Below are 15,497 nucleotides of genomic sequence, written 5' to 3'. Positions count from 1 at the left end.
GACGAGGGCGGCCCCGCGTCCTGGGGGACGCGGGGCCGGGGAGCCGCCGGGCCTCGCGAGCCGGCGGGGTCCGTGGTGGGCGATGGGGGTCAGCAGCCGCCCGCGACCGCCGGGATGATCGAGATCTGCGCGCCCTCGGCGATCTCCGTCTGGAGGCCCTGGGCGAAGCGCACGTCCTCGTCGCCGACGTACACGTTCACGAAGCGGCGCACCTTGCCGTTGTCGTCGAGGATGCGCGCCCGGATGCCCGGGTGGTTGGCCTCCAGGTCGTCGAGGATCTCGGCGAGGGTGCTCCCCTGCGCGGTGACCTCGGCGGCGTCGTCGGTGTAGGTGCGCAGGATGGTGGGCACGCGAACGCTGGCGCTCATGGCGTCCTTCTTCTGTCGTGGTGATCGTGGGGAGAGGGGACCCCGGGGCGTGGCGCCGCCCCGGGGCACGGGGTCAGGCCAGCCCGGCCTCGGCGAACGCCTTGAGGGACGGCGCGATGGTGGCCGTCACGCCGGCGCTGACCGCGTTCAGGGTCTTGAGCCCGTCACCGGTGTTGAGGACGACGGTCTCGGCCCCGGGGTCGAGCCGCCCCTCGCGGACCAGCTTGCGCAGCACACCGGTGGTGACGCCGCCCGCGGTCTCGGCGAAGATGCCCTCGGTGCGGGCCAGCAGCGAGATCGCCTCGACGACCTCGTCGTCGCCCACGTGCTCCACCGATCCGCCGGTGCGGCGGGCGATGTCGAGCACGTAGGGACCGTCCGCCGGGTTGCCGATGGCCAGCGACTTGGCGATGGTGTCGGGCTTGACCGGCTGGATGACGTCGAGGTCCTTCTCCCAGGCCTGGGCCACGGGAGAGCAGCCGGTGGCCTGCGCGCCGAAGATCCTGTACGGCCGGTCCTCGACGAGGCCCAGCTTGATGAGCTCCTGGAAGCCCTTGTCGATCTTGGTGAGCTGGGAGCCGGAGGCGATCGGGATGACGATCTGCTCGGGCAGCCGCCAGCCGAGCTGCTCGGCGATCTCGTAGGCCAGCGTCTTGGAGCCCTCGCCGTAGTAGGGGCGCAGGTTGACGTTGACGAAGCCCCAGCCCTCGCCCGCCGAGTCCCCGATGAGCTCGGAGCAGAACCGGTTGACGTCGTCGTAGTTGCCGTCGATGGCCACGACCTTGCCGCCGTAGACGGCGGCCATGACGACCTTGGCCTCCTCCAGCCCGGCGGGGATGAACACGCAGGACTCGAACCCGGCGCGGGCCGCGGCCGCGCCGACGGCGCCGGCCAGGTTGCCGGTGGAGGAGCAGGACAGCGTGGTGAACCCGAAGTTGCGGGCCGCCTCGACGGCGATGGCCACCACCCGGTCCTTGAAGGAGTGGGTGGGGTTGCCGGAGTCGTCCTTGACGTAGAGGGAGTCCAGGCCCAGTTCGGCGGCGAGGCGGTCGGCCTTGACCAGGGGGGTGAGGCCGGGGTTCATGTTGGGCAGTTCGGCGACGTTCGCCGGGACCGGGAGCAGGTGCCGGTAGCGCCAGATGTTGTTGGGACCGGCCTCGATGTCGGCGCGGGTGACGGTGCCGAAGTCGTAGGCCACCTCCAGCGGGCCGAAACAGAACTCGCACGCGAAACGGGGGGCGAGGTCGTAGCGCTCGCCGCATTCGCGACAGGACAGCGCGGCGGCGGGGCCGAAGGAGCGGACGGAGGTGGGTTCGGTGGCGGTAATCGCCATGGCGAGGCGTCTCCCCTCATCTTCCCTGGTGGACACCTTGTCCCCAGGCCGGAGTTGGCACCTGTCCCGGCCGCCTCGCGTGTCCGCGAGCGATGTACGCCGAGATGGTTGCCGGGGCTTCGCAGGGCCGGTCCCTCCACCCCTCTGGATGAGCAATATGAAGTTGTGAAAGCGGTTGTCACGCGTTGTGCCGGTTCCTTCCGGAACCGGCATGGTCACTGTAACGGACGTGTTGACCGATTTTCCACGGGGCGTGATCCGGGTAACACGAACCGACTCACATGGTGAGACGGCACAGGTCCGGGGCGGCCCCGTGCACGTGCTCTGTTTCCTCCGGGTGACATCCTGTGCCTGTGACCTGTGGCGGGTTTGGGGCGTGTACCGACCGGCGAGACCTAGGGTGCGCCTTCCGCCGTCCGCCGCCCGCCCCTTCCGCACCGGGTACGGCACCGGATCCGGGGGCCGTTTCCGTATCCTGCGCTCGACCGGAATCCCGCGCACTCCGAGAGGACGAGACCACGTGGACAAGGCCCAGATCCTCATCGCCTCCAACCGAGGACCGGTGTCCTTCTCGATCACCGAGGACGGCGAGCTGGAACACCGCCGCGGTGGCGGCGGGCTGGTCTCCGGCATGATCTCGGTGGCGACCGAGATCGACAGCATCTGGGTGTGCGCCGCCCTGTCCGAGGCCGACCGGCGGGCCGCGGCCGAGTCGCCGGGGGCGCGGCTGGACCTGGAGTACGACCTGGACGGCATGCGCGTCCACATGCTGGACATCCCGGAGGAGACGTTCCAGGGGGCCTACACCGGGGTCGCGAACTCGACGCTGTGGTTCCTCCAGCACATGATGTACGACACCCCCAACAAGCCGTCGTTCGGCTCGGGGTTCCGGCGGCGGTGGGAGGACTACACCGCCTACAACAACGCCTTCGCCGAGGCGCTGGTGTCGGGGGCCGCCGACAACGCCCGGGTGGCCGTGCAGGACTACCACCTGGCGCTGGTGCCGCGCATCCTGCGGGCCCGCCGCCCCGACCTGCGCATCGCGCACTTCTCGCACACCCCGTGGGCGCCGCCGGAGTACTTCCGCCTGCTGCCCGACGACATCGCCCGGGAGCTGCTGGCCGGGATGCTCGGCGCCGACCGGCTGGGTTTCCTCAGCCCGCGCTGGGCCGACGCCTTCCTGCGCTGCTGCGCGGAGATCCTGCGCGCGGACGTGGACTTCCGCAGCCGGACCGTGGAGTACGGCGGCCGGGTGATCGGGGTGGGCGTGCACGCGCTGGGCGCCGACGAGGCGGGGCTGCGCGAGAGCGCCGCCGAACCGCTGGTGGCGGTGCGCCGGGAGACCCTGGAGGAGCTGGTCGGGGACACCAGGCTGATCGTGCGGGTGGACCGGACGGAGCTGTCCAAGAACATCGTCCGGGGCCTGGAGGCGTACCGCGAACTGCTGCTGGCGCACCCCGAGTGGCGCGGGCGGGTGACCCACCTGGCGTTCGCCTACCCGAGCCGGGGCGACGTGCCCGAGTACCGCGAGTACACCGACCGGGTGCTGCGGGTGGCCAAGGAGATCAACGAGGAGTTCGCGACGGCCGAGTGGACGCCGCTGATCCTGGAGGTCAACGACGACTACCAGCGTTCGCTGGCCTCGTTCCAGCTGGCCGACGTGCTGCTGGTGAACCCGATCCGGGACGGCATGAACCTGGTCGCCAAGGAGGGGCCGGTGCTGTCGGAGCGCGACTCGGTGCTGGTGCTCTCTCGTGAGGCGGGGGCCGCCGACGAGCTGGGCGAGTACGCGCTGACGGTCAACCCCTACGACACGGTGGAAACCGCGGAGGCGCTGCACCGGGCGCTGTCGATGTCCGCGGCCGAGCGCCGGACCCGGCGCGAGCGGCTGGCGGAGGCGGCGGTGGCGCTGCCCCCGCGGCGGTGGTTCCAGGACCAGCTGCGCTCCCTGGGCTGAGCCGGCCCGTCGCCCACCACCGCTCCTCAAGGGACGGCCTTCGGCAGTAGGCCTCCCCACCTGAGGACGGCCTTCGGCCGTGGGCTTCCCCGCCTACGGAGCCTTCGGCACCGTACTCTTCCGGCCTTCGCCCCCGGCTGGGCCCCTCCGCCGGGGGATGCGCCTCCCCCGTGCGGGGGAGGAACCCGGCCGCGCCGCGGGCGAGGCTAGGTGTATGGACACACGAACCCCCCGCACCCGCCGGACCCCCGCCCACGCCCCGGCCCGCACCGCCCGCTGGGCGGTGGCCGCGGCGCTGTGGTCCCTGCTCTACGTCGCGTCCAAGGTCCAGTACGCCCTGGCCGGCCGGCTGGGCGTGACCGGCGGCCCCGAGGTCCCGGACCACGCCTACGCCGACTTCGGCCCCGGCGAGGTGGCCGCCGCCCAGTGGGGCAACGCCGGGGTCGGGCTGGGCGCGGCCCTGCTGTTCCTGCTGCTCTCCCTGCCCGCCGCCCGCCGGGTGCCCCGGTGGCTGTCGCTGCCGCCGGTGGGGGCGGTGGCGCTCATGATGTCGGCGGGCGCGGTCGGCATGGTCTACCGGGACCTGGCCACGGGGGTCGGCGGCACGGGGTTCGGCCTGTACTGCCTGGTGTGGGCGGGCCTGGCCGCCGCGGTGCTGGTGGGCCTGGCCCGGCGGCGGCCCTGAAGGGGCGGCCCGGGGTCAGGCCTCGGGCAGCGGAGCCCCGGCCTCGGCGAGGAGCTCGCGCACGATCGCGTCCTTGGCCGCGGAGTAGTCCTGGATCCTCTCCCAGGTGCGTTCGGCCAGCTCCCGCTTGACCTTGACGTAGCGCTCGCGGGCGTCGGGGTTCGCGATGAGGTGGTCGCGGAACCGGCGCATCCGCTCGACCTCGTCGCAGCCCTCGCTGAAGACGTGCAGGTTGAGGTTGACGTCGGGGCCCTTGAGCACCCGGTGCTCGTACCAGTCGGGCTCGCGGATGACCAGCATGTACCCGGCCTTCTCCAGGTCGGGGAGGTAGGCGGCCTCGTCGGCGGAGTCGGCGACGACCAGCAGCAGGTCGACGCAGGGTTTGGCGGGCAGGCCGGGGACCGAGGTGGAGCCCACGTGCTCGAACAGCAGGACGCGGTCGCCGAGGGTGGCGTACACCCGGTCGGCCTCGCGCTCGAACAGGTAGGGCCACTTGGGGTCGTAGTCCGAGATGTGGACCCGACCGTTGACGAGGTTGCGGTGCTGGGGGGCCGGATCGATCCGCGTTTCCCCGCGGGAGGGCAACGGTGACGCTTCGAGGGGAGACATTCCATAAAGATTTCTCCGTTCACCCGCTGGAGTCAAGAGCATCCGGCGTCGCTTACATATGCACGTGTATTCGTGACATCACCAACGCCCGAATAGCCACGGAGAGCAACACCGCGGATACACATGGAGAGAATTCGGATTCTTTTTCTTCGGTTTCTCCCTTTTCCGCGCATGTTTCCTTCCGGAGCGTCACCCCGGCTCGGCGACCACCAGGACCAGGGATCCGACCAGCTCGGGCAGCTCGCGCAACCGCCCGTGCCACCGGGCCCAGGCGCCGTCGGCCGGGTCCCGGGACAGGTGTTCGACGAAACGCCGCTCGACCTCCCCGCCCACAAAACTCCACGCCGAGCAGGACAGCCGCGCCCCCTCCTCCAGCAGCCGCTCGGGGCGGCCGTAGTACGCCTCGTTGAAACCGTCGGAGCAGTCCAGCGGAATGGGAACGGGAATGGTCCTCACGTTTCCTCCCAGCCCCCGGGCCGGAGCGCTCAGGGCCGGGTAGCGGCGCGCCTCGGTGTCCAGCACCTCGGGGGCGTACTCGTACAGCCAGAAGTCGCGCACCAGGCCGAGGCCGCAGGTGAGGACCGCGACCGGCCCGGCGGCGGGGTCCCCCCACCGGTGAACGCTGAGCGTCGTCATCGCCGCGTCGAACGCCCCGTCCGGGCAGGTCCTCGGCCACCGCGTCCACCGCAGCCGCCAGGTGGTCCGGCCGCGCCCCCCGCATCGACGCCGACGGCTCCACCGCGGTCACCTCCCGGTCGGCGGGCTCGTACGAGCCCGCCCCGGCGCCCACGTTGAGCACCGTCCGCGCCCCGCCCAGGGCCGCGTGCACGACCCGCGCGATCCGCGGCTCGGGAACCCGGTGGTCGGTGTACGACCGGCCGATCACCCCGTAGTCGGCGTCACCGGTACTGCTGTCGGACACGCGTCGCATGGTCCCTCCAGGGAGTCAGAGAAATCCGACCCCCATCCACCCGCCCCCGGTCTCCCCCGGCCACCCGTTTCCTCACCGGGGCGGCCGTCCCCATCGGCCGCGACCTCCCAGGACACCGACGGCCGGGGTCAGCCCTTGCGGCGGCGGCCGCCCTTCTTGCGGCGGGAGGCGGGCGGCGCCTCGGCGGCGCGCTGCTGGGCGATCTCCGCCTCCTCCAGGGCGCGTTCGGCCTTGACGCCGTAGGGGTCGGCGGAGGAGCGGCGCACCCACACCACGACCAGCGCCACACCCAGCACCAGGACCAGGCCGACCATCGCGAACCACACCCACACCGGCACCGAGGGGCCTTGCTCGGCCCGGTCGGCCAGCTCCTCGTCGAAGAGCGGGATGTCCTGGGCGGTCCCGGCGGCCTCGGCCTCCGCGGAGGGCAGGTGCAGGCTCGGCAGCCCGTCCGGGCCGGGCTGGGAGCCCTCCACCAGGGCCTCGCGGACCTGTTCGGGGCGCAGCTGCGGGTGGGCCGAGCGCAGCAGAGCGGCGGCCCCGGCGGCCATCGCCGCCGCGTACTCGGTTCCGGTGACCTCGACCTGCCCCATGTCGGGTCCGGCGGTCTCCAGGTCGGCGCCGGGGGCGACCAGGTCGATCGCCCCGGCGTCGGGCGAGCCGGAGATGAGCTCGGAGTTCTCGTCCACCCCGCCGACGGCCAGCACGTTGGAGTCGGACCGGTCGTCGGCCGGGCCGATCACCAGGGCGCCGGCGGCGACGGCGTCGCGGGTGGCGCCGGTGAGGTCGGTCCCCTCGGGGATCTCGGGCAGCAGGATGACCTGCGCCCCGGAGTCGGCGGCGTGGCGCACCGCGGCGGCGAGCCGGTCCCCGGTGGGGATGACCAGCAGCCCGGAGGCGGGGGACACGCCGAGCACGCCGCCGTCGGCGTCCATGCCGTGCCCGTGTCCGGCCACCAGGGCGGCCGCGGCGCTGCCCGCGTCGGCGTCGCCGTCGTTGCCGCCGAACTCCTCGTCGACGGTCAGGTTGTCGACCAGGTCCGGGTGGTCGGTGTGCACCGAGATGCCGGGGAGGGCGACGGTGATGCCCTGCCCCTGTGTTTCCGGCCACAATTCCTGGGCACCGATGGACTGCAACCCCCATTGCTCGGGGCGAAAGTCGGGAACCCCGTCGGCCGCCGCGGGGGCGGCGACCAGACCGAGGACGACGGTCGCGGCGATGGCGACGATCCCGGTGTGTTCCCTGTGACGGCTGATGCCCCCGAGCACGACAGGTCTCCCTAATGTTGCTCCCCTGTACCCCCGTAATTCTGTCATGAGCACAGGTTTCCGGCGTGGACAAGTGGCCGTGAGGGTAGGAAAGGTAACTGTATCCCCGCTGCCAGTCCTGGGTTTTCTCCCCCGCATCCGGCATGTCGAGTCGCTAGCATGAGTCGGGCCGATCCGGACAAACCATTTTCCGCCCAGGGGGTGTCCCATGCCGAATATCGGTCCGACCGAAGACGGTCAGTCGGCACTGGCCGAACGCGATCAGCGCATCCTGGCCTTCGAGCGCCAGTGGTGGAAGTTCGAGGGCTCCAAGGAGCAGGCGATCCGCGACGAGTTCGGGTTCTCCGCCACGCGGTACTACCAACTGCTGAACGGGCTGGTCGACCGCCCCGAGGCCCTGGCCTTCGATCCCATGACGGTCAAGCGACTGCGCCGGGTGCGCGCCGACCGCCAGCGCCAACGCAATGCGCGGCGGCTGGGTATCCGGCTCTGAGGCCCCTTTTCGGTCGCACTCTGCCCGAAGTACCACGGACGCGACCACAGGTCCGAAACCAGACAAGAATGCGGGTGCGCACCTTTGGGTGCGCACCCGCCTCTCTCATCCCACACGAACCTCCATGGTGCACCCGCTCCGGTGAACGGCGGCCGAACGCGGCACGGACATCGGGCACCGGTTCCGCCACGCCCGGGGTCGGCCCCGCCCCCGCCGGACGGCCCGAGTTCACCCGCCGCCGCTAAGTTGGAGTCGCCGCCCGCAAAGCACCGCCCGCCCATAAAGCGCCGCCCGTCCGGAAAGGCCCGCCATGCAGCTGCCCGCACCGAGCACGGCCGAGGGGCGCACCGCGCTCGACGCCCTGCTGACCGACCCCGCCAAGGCCCTGGCCGCCTTCGACTTCGACGGCACCCTGGCGCCCATCGTCGACGACCCGCGCACCTCCGCGCCCCACCCGGGCATCGTGGAGCTGCTCGCCGACCTGGCCGGCCGGCTGGGCACCGTCGCCGTCGTCACCGGGCGCCCGGCCGCCACCGCCGTCCGCCTGGGCGGGCTGGACCGCGTCCCGGGCATCACCGTGCTGGGCCACTACGGCGCCGAACGCTGGGCCGACGGCCGCGTTCTCGCCGCCGACCCGCCGCCCGGGGTGGAGCTGGTCCGCACCGAGCTGCCCGGCCTCATCGACTCCCTCGGCGCGCCCGAGGGCACCTGGATCGAGGACAAGGGCCGCTCGCTGGCGGTGCACACCCGCCGCACCGCCGAGCCGGACGCCGCGCTGGAGCTGCTCGCCCCGCACCTGGCGGCGCTGGCCGAGCGGGCCGGGCTCCGGGTGGAGCCCGGCCGCATGGTCATCGAGCTGCGCCCGGCGGGCGTGGACAAGGGCGCGGCCCTGTCCGCGCTGGTGGCCGAGCGCGCCGCCGGGTCGGTCCTGTACGCGGGCGACGACCTGGGCGACCTGCCGGCGTTCGACGCGGTGGCGCGGCTGCGCGCCGACGGGGTCCCCGGGCTGACCGTGTGCGCGGGCTCCAGCGAGGTCGCCCGGGTCGCCGAGGCCGCCGACCTGGTGGTGCCGGGCCCGGCCGGGCTGGCGGAGTTCCTCGACGCCCTCACCCGCGCCCTGTCCCGGCCCTGAGCCGCCACGCCCACAACCTTCACCGCGCACCCAGGCCCGACGCGCCGCAGCACCGTCCGCCGCCCCGCGCCGGTCGCAGACCCGGCCGCCGTGCGTCACCACCGCTCAACCGTCCCGGCCCACAACCTCACCGCGCGCCCAGGCCCGACGCGCCGCAGCACCGTCCGCCGCCCCGCGCCTTGGCCCGCGCGGGTCGCACACCCGGCCGCCGTGCGTCACCACCGCTCAACCGTCCCGGCCCGCGGCCGCACGACCCCGCACCGCCGCCCGCTCCTCCACAGCGTGGCCGCACATGCGCCCGCCGGGCCCCCTCCGCATCCCGGCCTTCGGTCCCGCAACCGTTGTCTACGGCGTTGAGTCGTGCGACTGCGGCGACACCGCCGACCGGGCCGCCGAGCGCAGGTCCACCAGGCCCGTGCGGTCCCGCCCGTAGTACACCGCGTTGGTCAGCACCCCCACGTACCTGCCGCTCTCGGGGTGCATGAACAGGCTCGTCCCGGTGAACCCGTTGTGGTACACCACCCCCTCCGGGGTCACCAGCCACCCCAGCCCCCGCCACAGCCGCTGCCCGGCGTCCACCTGCGGCCGCCAGCTCGTCCGCACGAACGGCGGCGGCACCGGCCCGTCCCCGCCCTCGTGGATGCGCAGCATCTCCCGGGCGAACGCCCCCAGGTCGATGGCGGTCGTGAACGCTCCCGCGTGCCCGGCCACCCCGCCCATCAGCGCCGCCGCCTCGTCGTGCACCACGCCCCAGGCCGGTGCCGCCCCGGGCAGCCGCCGCTCGGTGGGCGCCACCCCGGGCGAGCGCGCCAGCGGGCCGAACGCCGTGGACCGCATCCCCAGCTCGTCCCACAGGTCGGCGGCCAGCCGGTCCAGCCCCGTCCCGTACAGCCGCTCCAGCACCAGCCCGAGCAGGATGAACCCCCGGTCGATGTACCGGTACCCGGGTTCCTCCAGCGGGTCGGCGAGGATCGCCTCGGCCAGGTCCTGGTCGGTGCCCACGTACCTCTCCAGCCAGGTCACCTGGTTGAGGCGGCTGGTGTGGGTGAGGATCTGCCGGGTGGTGACACCCGCCCCGGGCAGACCGTCCGCGGGCAGGTATTCGGACATCGGGGCGTCCAGATCCAGCATCCCCTCGGCGACCGCCTGGCCGACCAGCGGCCACGTCGCCATCACCTTGGTCAGACTCGCGATGTCGTAGGCGACATCGGGGGCGGTGTCGTTGTCCTCGTCGATCCGGCCGACCGCCACGAACTCCCACATGCCCCCGGTGCCGATGACGGCGGCGCCCCCGGGCAGCCAGCCCGCGTCCACCATCACCTTCAGGACACCGCGTATCCGCGCACCCGTCTCCGTGAGCCAATCTCCATCACGCACCACACGCCTCCCCCCGACGTTCTCCACTCACTCCGGCGGATACCCCGTTATCTGCTCGTTGTCACACCGTGCCGGACTCCGCGGGGGACGAAACCCTCGCAGGTCAGGGCCGTAATCAGGCCCTTGGTCCCGAGCGGAGTAGTCTGGCGCCCACGACCCCGAGGAGGACGATTGAGCAGCAAGACCCCCGTTCCCGCCGGTTTCCGCGGTGTCGCCGGGAACATCGGGATCAAGGACCCCAACGACGACTTCTTCGCGGTGGTGTCCGAGGTGCCCGCGCACGTGTCGGCCGTGTTCACCCGGTCCCGGTTCGCGGGGCCCAGCGTGCTGCTCAGCCGCCGTGCGGCGGCCGACGGCGAGGCGCGGGGGGTCACGGTGATCGCCCGCAACGCCAACGTGGCCACCGGGGGTGTGGGCGAGGCGAACGCGCGCGAGCTCCAGGAGCGGGTGGCCGCGGCGGCCGGGGTGCGCGCCGACGAGGTCCTGGTGGCGTCCACCGGGGTGATCGGCCGCCCCTACCCGATGGAGAAGGTCCGCGCCCACCTGGACGGGCTGCCCGAGGAGTTCCCGCCGGCCGACCTGGACCGGGCGGCGGCGGCGATGATGACCACCGACACCCACCCCAAGATCGCCTCGGCGCGGGTGGGGGGCGCGACCCTGACGGGGATCGCCAAGGGTGTGGGCATGATCGAGCCGGACATGGCGACGATGCTGGCCTGGTTCTTCACCGACGCCGAGGTCGAGCAGCCGGTGCTGGACGAGGTGTTCCGCCGGGTGGTGGACCGCACCTTCAACGCGCTGAGCATCGACACCGACACCTCCACCAGCGACTCCGCGGCGGTGTTCGCGAACGGGGTGGCGGGGCCGGTGGACATCGCCGAGTTCGAGGTGGCGCTGTTCGAGGTGGCGCTGCGGCTGGTGCGGATGATCGCCTCGGACGGCGAGGGCGCGAGCAAGCTGCTGGAGGTCCGGGTGACCGGGGCGCGCGACGACGCGCAGGCCAAGCGGGTGGCCAAGGCGATCGTGAACTCGCCGCTGGTCAAGACGGCCGTGCACGGCGCCGACCCCAACTGGGGCCGGGTGGCGATGGCGATCGGCAAGTGCTCGGACGAGGCCGACATCCTGCCGGAGAACACCCGCATCCTGTTCGGGGACGTGGAGACCTACCCGGCGGAGTCGACCGACGAGGTGCTGGCGCGGGCGGCCGAGCACATGAAGGGCGACGAGGTGGTGGTCTCGGCGGACCTGGGGATCGGTGAGGGGGAGTTCACCGCCTACGGCTGTGATCTGACGGAGGGGTACATCCGCATCAACGCGGACTACACCACCTGACCGGAACGCACAGGGGGGCGGGGCCGCGCGGCCCCGCCCCCTTCCGCGTTCCCGTGGGGTCAGACGTGGACGGCGGGGGCGTCCTGCCCGTCCTCCATCCGCCCGGCGCGCATGAACAGCGACAGGATCGCACCCGCCACCAGCAGCCCCGCGGCGATGAGGAAGGCCAGCTGCAACCCGTCCAGGAAGGCCAGGTTGCTGGCCCGGGTGACGGCGTCGGCGACCTCGGCGGTGGCCCCCTCGGGGATCACCGCGCCGCCCTGGGAGACGGTGCTGTTGGCCGCGGCGAGGTCGGCGGCGGAGGGTGCGGCCTGTCCGGCCCCGGCGAGGTGGCCGGGCAGGGTGACGGCGATGGCCCCCGACATCACCGCGCCCAGGACCGCCGTGCCCAGCGAGCCGCCGAGCTGCATGGCGGCCTGCTGGAGCGCGGAGGCGACCCCGGCCAGGCGCATCGGCGCGTTGCCGATGATCGCGGCGGTGGCGCCGGTCATCACCAGGCTCAGCCCGGCGCCCAGCAGCAGGAACGCCACGGACATGTACAGCGCCCCGGTGCCGGTGTCCAGGCCGGAGAGCAGGAACATGCCGACCGCCGACGACAGCAGGCCCGCCGTGGTCGGGGCCTTGGCGCCGACCCGGTCCAGCAGGCGGCCCGCGAGCGGCGAGACGATGCCCATGGTGGCGGTCATGGCGATGAGCTGGAGCCCGGTCTGCGCGGGGGTCATCCCACGCACGCCCTGGAGGTAGAACGCGACGAAGAACAGCGACCCCATGAGGCTCACCGCCATCGCCACCATGAGCACGACGCCGATGGACACCGAGCGGTCGGCGAACAGCGACAGCGGCAGCAGCGGCTGTTCGGGGCGGCGCTCCCACAGCACGAACGCCGTGCCCAGGACCAGGAAGGCGCCCAGGGAGGCCAGGGTGATCGGGGCGCCCCAGCCCACCACCGGCGCCTCGACCAGCGCCCACACCAGCGCGAACACGGCGGCGCTCACGAGCACGATGCCGGGCAGGTCCATGCGGCTGCCGGGGTCGGTGGGGCGGTTGGCGGCGAGCAGCCACAGGCCCAGGCCCACGGCGACCGCGCCGACCGGGACGTTGATGTAGAACACGGCCTCCCAGCCCAGGGAGCCGACCAGCAGGCCGCCGATGATGGGGCCGGCGGCGGTGGAGGCGCCGATGATGCTGCCGAACACGCCGAACGCCCGGCCGAGCCGGCTGGGCGGGAACACCGAGCGCAGCAGGCCCATGGCCGAGGGCAGCAGCAGGGCGCCGAAAACGCCTTGTGCGATGCGGAAGGCCACCAGCATGATGACCCCCGAGGACAGCGCGATCGCCACCGACGAGGCGACGAACCCGACCACGCCCACCAGGTAGACGCGGCGGTGGCCGAACCGGTCGGCGAGCTTGCCCGCGGTGATGAGGAAGACGGCCAGGCCCAGCAGGTAGCCGTGGGTGACCCACTGGAGTTCGGCCAGGGAGGCGCCCAGCGCGGCGCCGATGGCGGGGTTGGCGACCGCCACGATCGTGCCGTCCAGCGCCACCATCATCACGCCGAACGCGATGGCGACCAGGGTCGCCCAGGGGCTGCGCGTCCAGCCGGCCGTCCGCCGATCGGGCGTCGGCCGATCGGGCGGGGCGGTGCCCTCCGGCGGTGCGCTGTTCCCCGGCGGTGCCGTGCTCTCCAGCGGCGCGGTGTTCCCGGGCGGGGTGGTCGGTGCGGTCATGGGTCCCCCTCGAAGTCGTCCGCCCCAGATTATGGCAGCGACTGACACTTGTCAGCCACTGACTTTTTACAGTGACTGACACCACATCCGCGTACGGGTATCCTCCGGAGGAGGAGCGGCCCGCGGCAGGGCCGCGGGAGCAGGCGGGAGGCGCGTCCATGAGCACGACGAGCCCCGACACCGTCGGGGAGTCCTCCGGGGGGCTTCGCCCGGGGCTGCGCGAGGCCAAGAAGGCGCGCACGCGCAGGGCGCTCATCGAGACGGGGCTGCGCCTGTTCCACGAACAGGGCTACGAGAACACCACCACCGAGGAGATCGCCGCCAGCGCGGGCGTCTCCCAGCGCACGTTCTTCCGGTACTTCCCCACCAAGGAGGACGTGGTCCTGGAGGCGATGGAGAGCGTCGACGGCGTTCTCATCGAACACCTGCTGGCCCGCCCCGCCGACGAGCCGCCCTTCGAGGCGCTGTGCAACGCGATGCGCACCCACTGGGAGGTCGTCGGGCGGCGGGCGATGCACCACTTCAAGGGCGGTGCGGCCGAGATCATCGCCGAGAGCCCCGAGCTGGTGCGCACCGGCATGACCTACTGCCAGCGCCGCCAGTACCGGCTGGCGGAGGCGGTCGCGCTGCGCACCGGCGCCGAGCCCGGCGACCCCCGGCCCGACCTGGTGGCGGCGATCTTCTTCGCGGCGCTCTCCAACGGGCACCAGGAGTGGGAGGCGGCCGGGGGCACCGGGCTGTCCGAGCTCCTCGACAGCTTCATGCGCCAGCTGGAACTGGTGCCCGAGGTGATCGGCCCGGGCTGGGGCACCCCGGCCGCGGTCTGCCGCGCGGCGGGCTGACACGCGGCGGGCCGCCACGCGGCGGGCCGAAGCCGGAGGAAGTACCGCGGGAGACCACGCGCCGCGGCGGACCGACGCGGGTCGCCCGAGGCCTCAGACGGTGTCGCGCTCCCCCGCCGGCAGGTAGCGGTCGAAGGGGAACTCGGGTCCGATCTCGCCGGGGGCGCTCCCGCCGGTGAGGAACGCCACCATCCGCGAGGTGATCGCCCCCGCCCACACCGCGACGCGCGTCATCCGCAGGCCGCTCGACCCGCCGGAGGGGGCCACCCCGTCCACCGAGTACTCGCCCATCCACTGGGCGTGCTCCACGTGCGGGCGCATGGCGGCCTCGTAGGCGAAGTACCCCGCACGGTGGTCGCCGTCGACCCGGGCCAGCTCACCGGCCAGCGACATGGCGCCCTTGAGGGCCAGCACCGTGTCCATGCCGGACATGGGGTCGGAGCAGAAGGCGGCGTTGCCGAGCAGCACCACCCGGCCGCGGCTCCAGGTGTCCAGCCGGACCTGGCGGGTGGAGGCGATCTCCACGTCGGCGCCGGCCATCGCCTCCAGAATGCGCGGGACCTCCCAGCCGTCCTCGGCGAAGGCCCGGGCCAGGTCCTCGGGGGTCTCCGGAGTGGTCTCCCCCTCTTTGTGCGTCCGGCGGCGGAGCAGGACGGCCTCCAGGGCGTCCTCGCCGGGGATGTCGGTGAGCATGGCGCCGCGGCCGGGCTTGACCAGGATCGACGACAGCGCGGTCTGGCCGGTGAAGTCGGGGACGGTGAACACCGCGACGGTGACACCGAGGTCGTGGATGTGGTCGGCGGCGGTCCCCTCGAAGGCCAGTTCGCGCACGGTGGAGCGGAGGCCGTCGGCGCCGACGACCAGGTCGAACCGGCGGGGTTCGGCGTGCTCGAACTCCACGTCGACGCCGTCGGGGGTCTGCTCCAGCCCGACGACGGAGTCGCCGAACAGGAACTCGGCGTCGGCGGAGGTCAGGTCCCGGAGCTCGCGCAGCAGCGGGTCGCGGCGGACCACCAGGGTGTGCTCGGCGGAGGGGGCGGGGACCCGGACCGGGTCGCCGTCGTCGCGGAAGCGGAACTCCACCGCGGGCGGGGGCGCGATCTCGTCGGCGAGGCGGTCGAGCAGGCCCATGCGCCCCAGGGCGGCGATGCCGCCGAAGCCGATCTCGACACGGGAGAGCCGGGAGGAGAGGCGGGGCTCGCGGTCCACGACGGTGGGGGTGAAGCCGTGCCGGGCGGCCCAGTGGGCGAAGGCGGAACCGGCCACGCCTGCGCCGACGACGAGAACGGTCCTGTTCCGGGTGGGCACGCACTACCTCCTGGTGTCACGGACGACCACATCCGGTCATCGTACCCTTTTTGGGTCATCTATGACCCATTTTTATTCACCGATGTCCTCAATGACCTTCGGCCGCCACAGTAGCGCGGCGGCGCCGCCGCACAC

The 15,497-nt window shown here is 72.9% G+C and carries 14 protein-coding genes and 1 riboswitch; of the genes, 6 read left to right on the top strand and 8 right to left on the bottom strand.

Annotated features, from left to right (window positions below):
* Window positions 1–89: 89 nt before the first annotated feature.
* Together ACJOT3_RS22850 and thrC are read right to left on the bottom strand one after the other, a co-directional pair.
* Window positions 90–368: a ubiquitin-like small modifier protein 1 gene (locus ACJOT3_RS22850; protein ID WP_406975137.1), complete on the bottom strand. Its 279-nt coding sequence runs from the start codon at window positions 366–368 to the stop codon at window positions 90–92.
* A 73-nt stretch (window positions 369–441) separates the two neighbouring features.
* The gene (gene thrC / locus ACJOT3_RS22845; protein WP_406975136.1) at window positions 442–1,701 is read right to left on the bottom strand and encodes a threonine synthase; all 1,260 of its coding nucleotides are present in this window, start codon (window positions 1,699–1,701) and stop codon (window positions 442–444) included.
* Between the two features lie 13 nt (window positions 1,702–1,714).
* Window positions 1,715–1,856: riboswitch (SAM riboswitch) on the bottom strand.
* 365 nt (window positions 1,857–2,221) lie between these two features.
* Here thrC and ACJOT3_RS22840 point away from each other — a divergent pair.
* On the top strand, window positions 2,222–3,658 hold the full coding sequence (locus tag ACJOT3_RS22840; RefSeq protein ID WP_406975135.1) for an alpha,alpha-trehalose-phosphate synthase (UDP-forming): 1,437 nt from the start codon (window positions 2,222–2,224) through the stop codon (window positions 3,656–3,658).
* A 214-nt stretch (window positions 3,659–3,872) separates the two neighbouring features.
* On the top strand, window positions 3,873–4,343 hold the full coding sequence (locus tag ACJOT3_RS22835; RefSeq protein ID WP_406975134.1) for a hypothetical protein: 471 nt from the start codon (window positions 3,873–3,875) through the stop codon (window positions 4,341–4,343).
* Window positions 4,344–4,358: 15 nt separating this feature from the next.
* Here the strand turns inward: ACJOT3_RS22835 and ACJOT3_RS22830 are convergent, their stop codons facing one another.
* From ACJOT3_RS22830 to ACJOT3_RS22820, 3 genes are all read right to left on the bottom strand, one after another.
* The gene (locus ACJOT3_RS22830) at window positions 4,359–4,952 is read right to left on the bottom strand and encodes a GrpB family protein (protein ID WP_406975133.1); all 594 of its coding nucleotides are present in this window, start codon (window positions 4,950–4,952) and stop codon (window positions 4,359–4,361) included.
* A 189-nt stretch (window positions 4,953–5,141) separates the two neighbouring features.
* Window positions 5,142–5,588: a hypothetical protein gene (locus tag ACJOT3_RS22825; RefSeq protein WP_406975132.1), complete on the bottom strand. Its 447-nt coding sequence runs from the start codon at window positions 5,586–5,588 to the stop codon at window positions 5,142–5,144.
* 423 nt (window positions 5,589–6,011) lie between these two features.
* Entirely contained in the window at window positions 6,012–7,151 is a 1,140-nt protein-coding gene (locus tag ACJOT3_RS22820; protein ID WP_406975131.1) for a S8 family serine peptidase, read from the bottom strand.
* 208 nt (window positions 7,152–7,359) lie between these two features.
* Here ACJOT3_RS22820 and ACJOT3_RS22815 point away from each other — a divergent pair, with 208 nt between their 5' ends.
* On the top strand, window positions 7,360–7,644 hold the full coding sequence (locus ACJOT3_RS22815; RefSeq protein ID WP_306365814.1) for a DUF3263 domain-containing protein: 285 nt from the start codon (window positions 7,360–7,362) through the stop codon (window positions 7,642–7,644).
* A 310-nt stretch (window positions 7,645–7,954) separates the two neighbouring features.
* The gene (gene otsB, locus ACJOT3_RS22810; protein WP_406975130.1) at window positions 7,955–8,776 is read left to right on the top strand and encodes a trehalose-phosphatase; all 822 of its coding nucleotides are present in this window, start codon (window positions 7,955–7,957) and stop codon (window positions 8,774–8,776) included.
* Window positions 8,777–9,121: 345 nt separating this feature from the next.
* Here the strand turns inward: otsB and ACJOT3_RS22805 are convergent, their stop codons facing one another.
* The gene (locus ACJOT3_RS22805) at window positions 9,122–10,153 is read right to left on the bottom strand and encodes a serine hydrolase domain-containing protein (protein WP_406975129.1); all 1,032 of its coding nucleotides are present in this window, start codon (window positions 10,151–10,153) and stop codon (window positions 9,122–9,124) included.
* A 171-nt stretch (window positions 10,154–10,324) separates the two neighbouring features.
* Between ACJOT3_RS22805 and argJ the strand changes: the two genes are divergently transcribed.
* Window positions 10,325–11,485, top strand: a complete 1,161-nt coding sequence (gene argJ, locus ACJOT3_RS22800) for a bifunctional glutamate N-acetyltransferase/amino-acid acetyltransferase ArgJ (RefSeq protein WP_406975128.1) — start codon at window positions 10,325–10,327, stop codon at window positions 11,483–11,485.
* Window positions 11,486–11,544: 59 nt separating this feature from the next.
* Here the strand turns inward: argJ and ACJOT3_RS22795 are convergent, their stop codons facing one another.
* Window positions 11,545–13,212: an MFS transporter gene (locus tag ACJOT3_RS22795; RefSeq protein WP_406975127.1), complete on the bottom strand. Its 1,668-nt coding sequence runs from the start codon at window positions 13,210–13,212 to the stop codon at window positions 11,545–11,547.
* Between the two features lie 158 nt (window positions 13,213–13,370).
* Here ACJOT3_RS22795 and ACJOT3_RS22790 point away from each other — a divergent pair, with 158 nt between their 5' ends.
* Window positions 13,371–14,054: a TetR family transcriptional regulator gene (locus tag ACJOT3_RS22790; RefSeq protein WP_406975126.1), complete on the top strand. Its 684-nt coding sequence runs from the start codon at window positions 13,371–13,373 to the stop codon at window positions 14,052–14,054.
* Between the two features lie 93 nt (window positions 14,055–14,147).
* Here ACJOT3_RS22790 and ACJOT3_RS22785 read toward each other — a convergent pair whose 3' ends face one another.
* The gene (locus tag ACJOT3_RS22785) at window positions 14,148–15,362 is read right to left on the bottom strand and encodes an FAD-dependent monooxygenase (RefSeq protein WP_406975125.1); all 1,215 of its coding nucleotides are present in this window, start codon (window positions 15,360–15,362) and stop codon (window positions 14,148–14,150) included.
* Window positions 15,363–15,497: the final 135 nt, after the last annotated feature.

It is taken from the genome of Nocardiopsis protaetiae (genome assembly GCF_045446735.1).
GTDB classification, from domain to species: domain Bacteria; phylum Actinomycetota; class Actinomycetes; order Streptosporangiales; family Streptosporangiaceae; genus Nocardiopsis; species Nocardiopsis protaetiae.
This window is presented reverse-complemented; position numbering and strand designations above follow the sequence as displayed.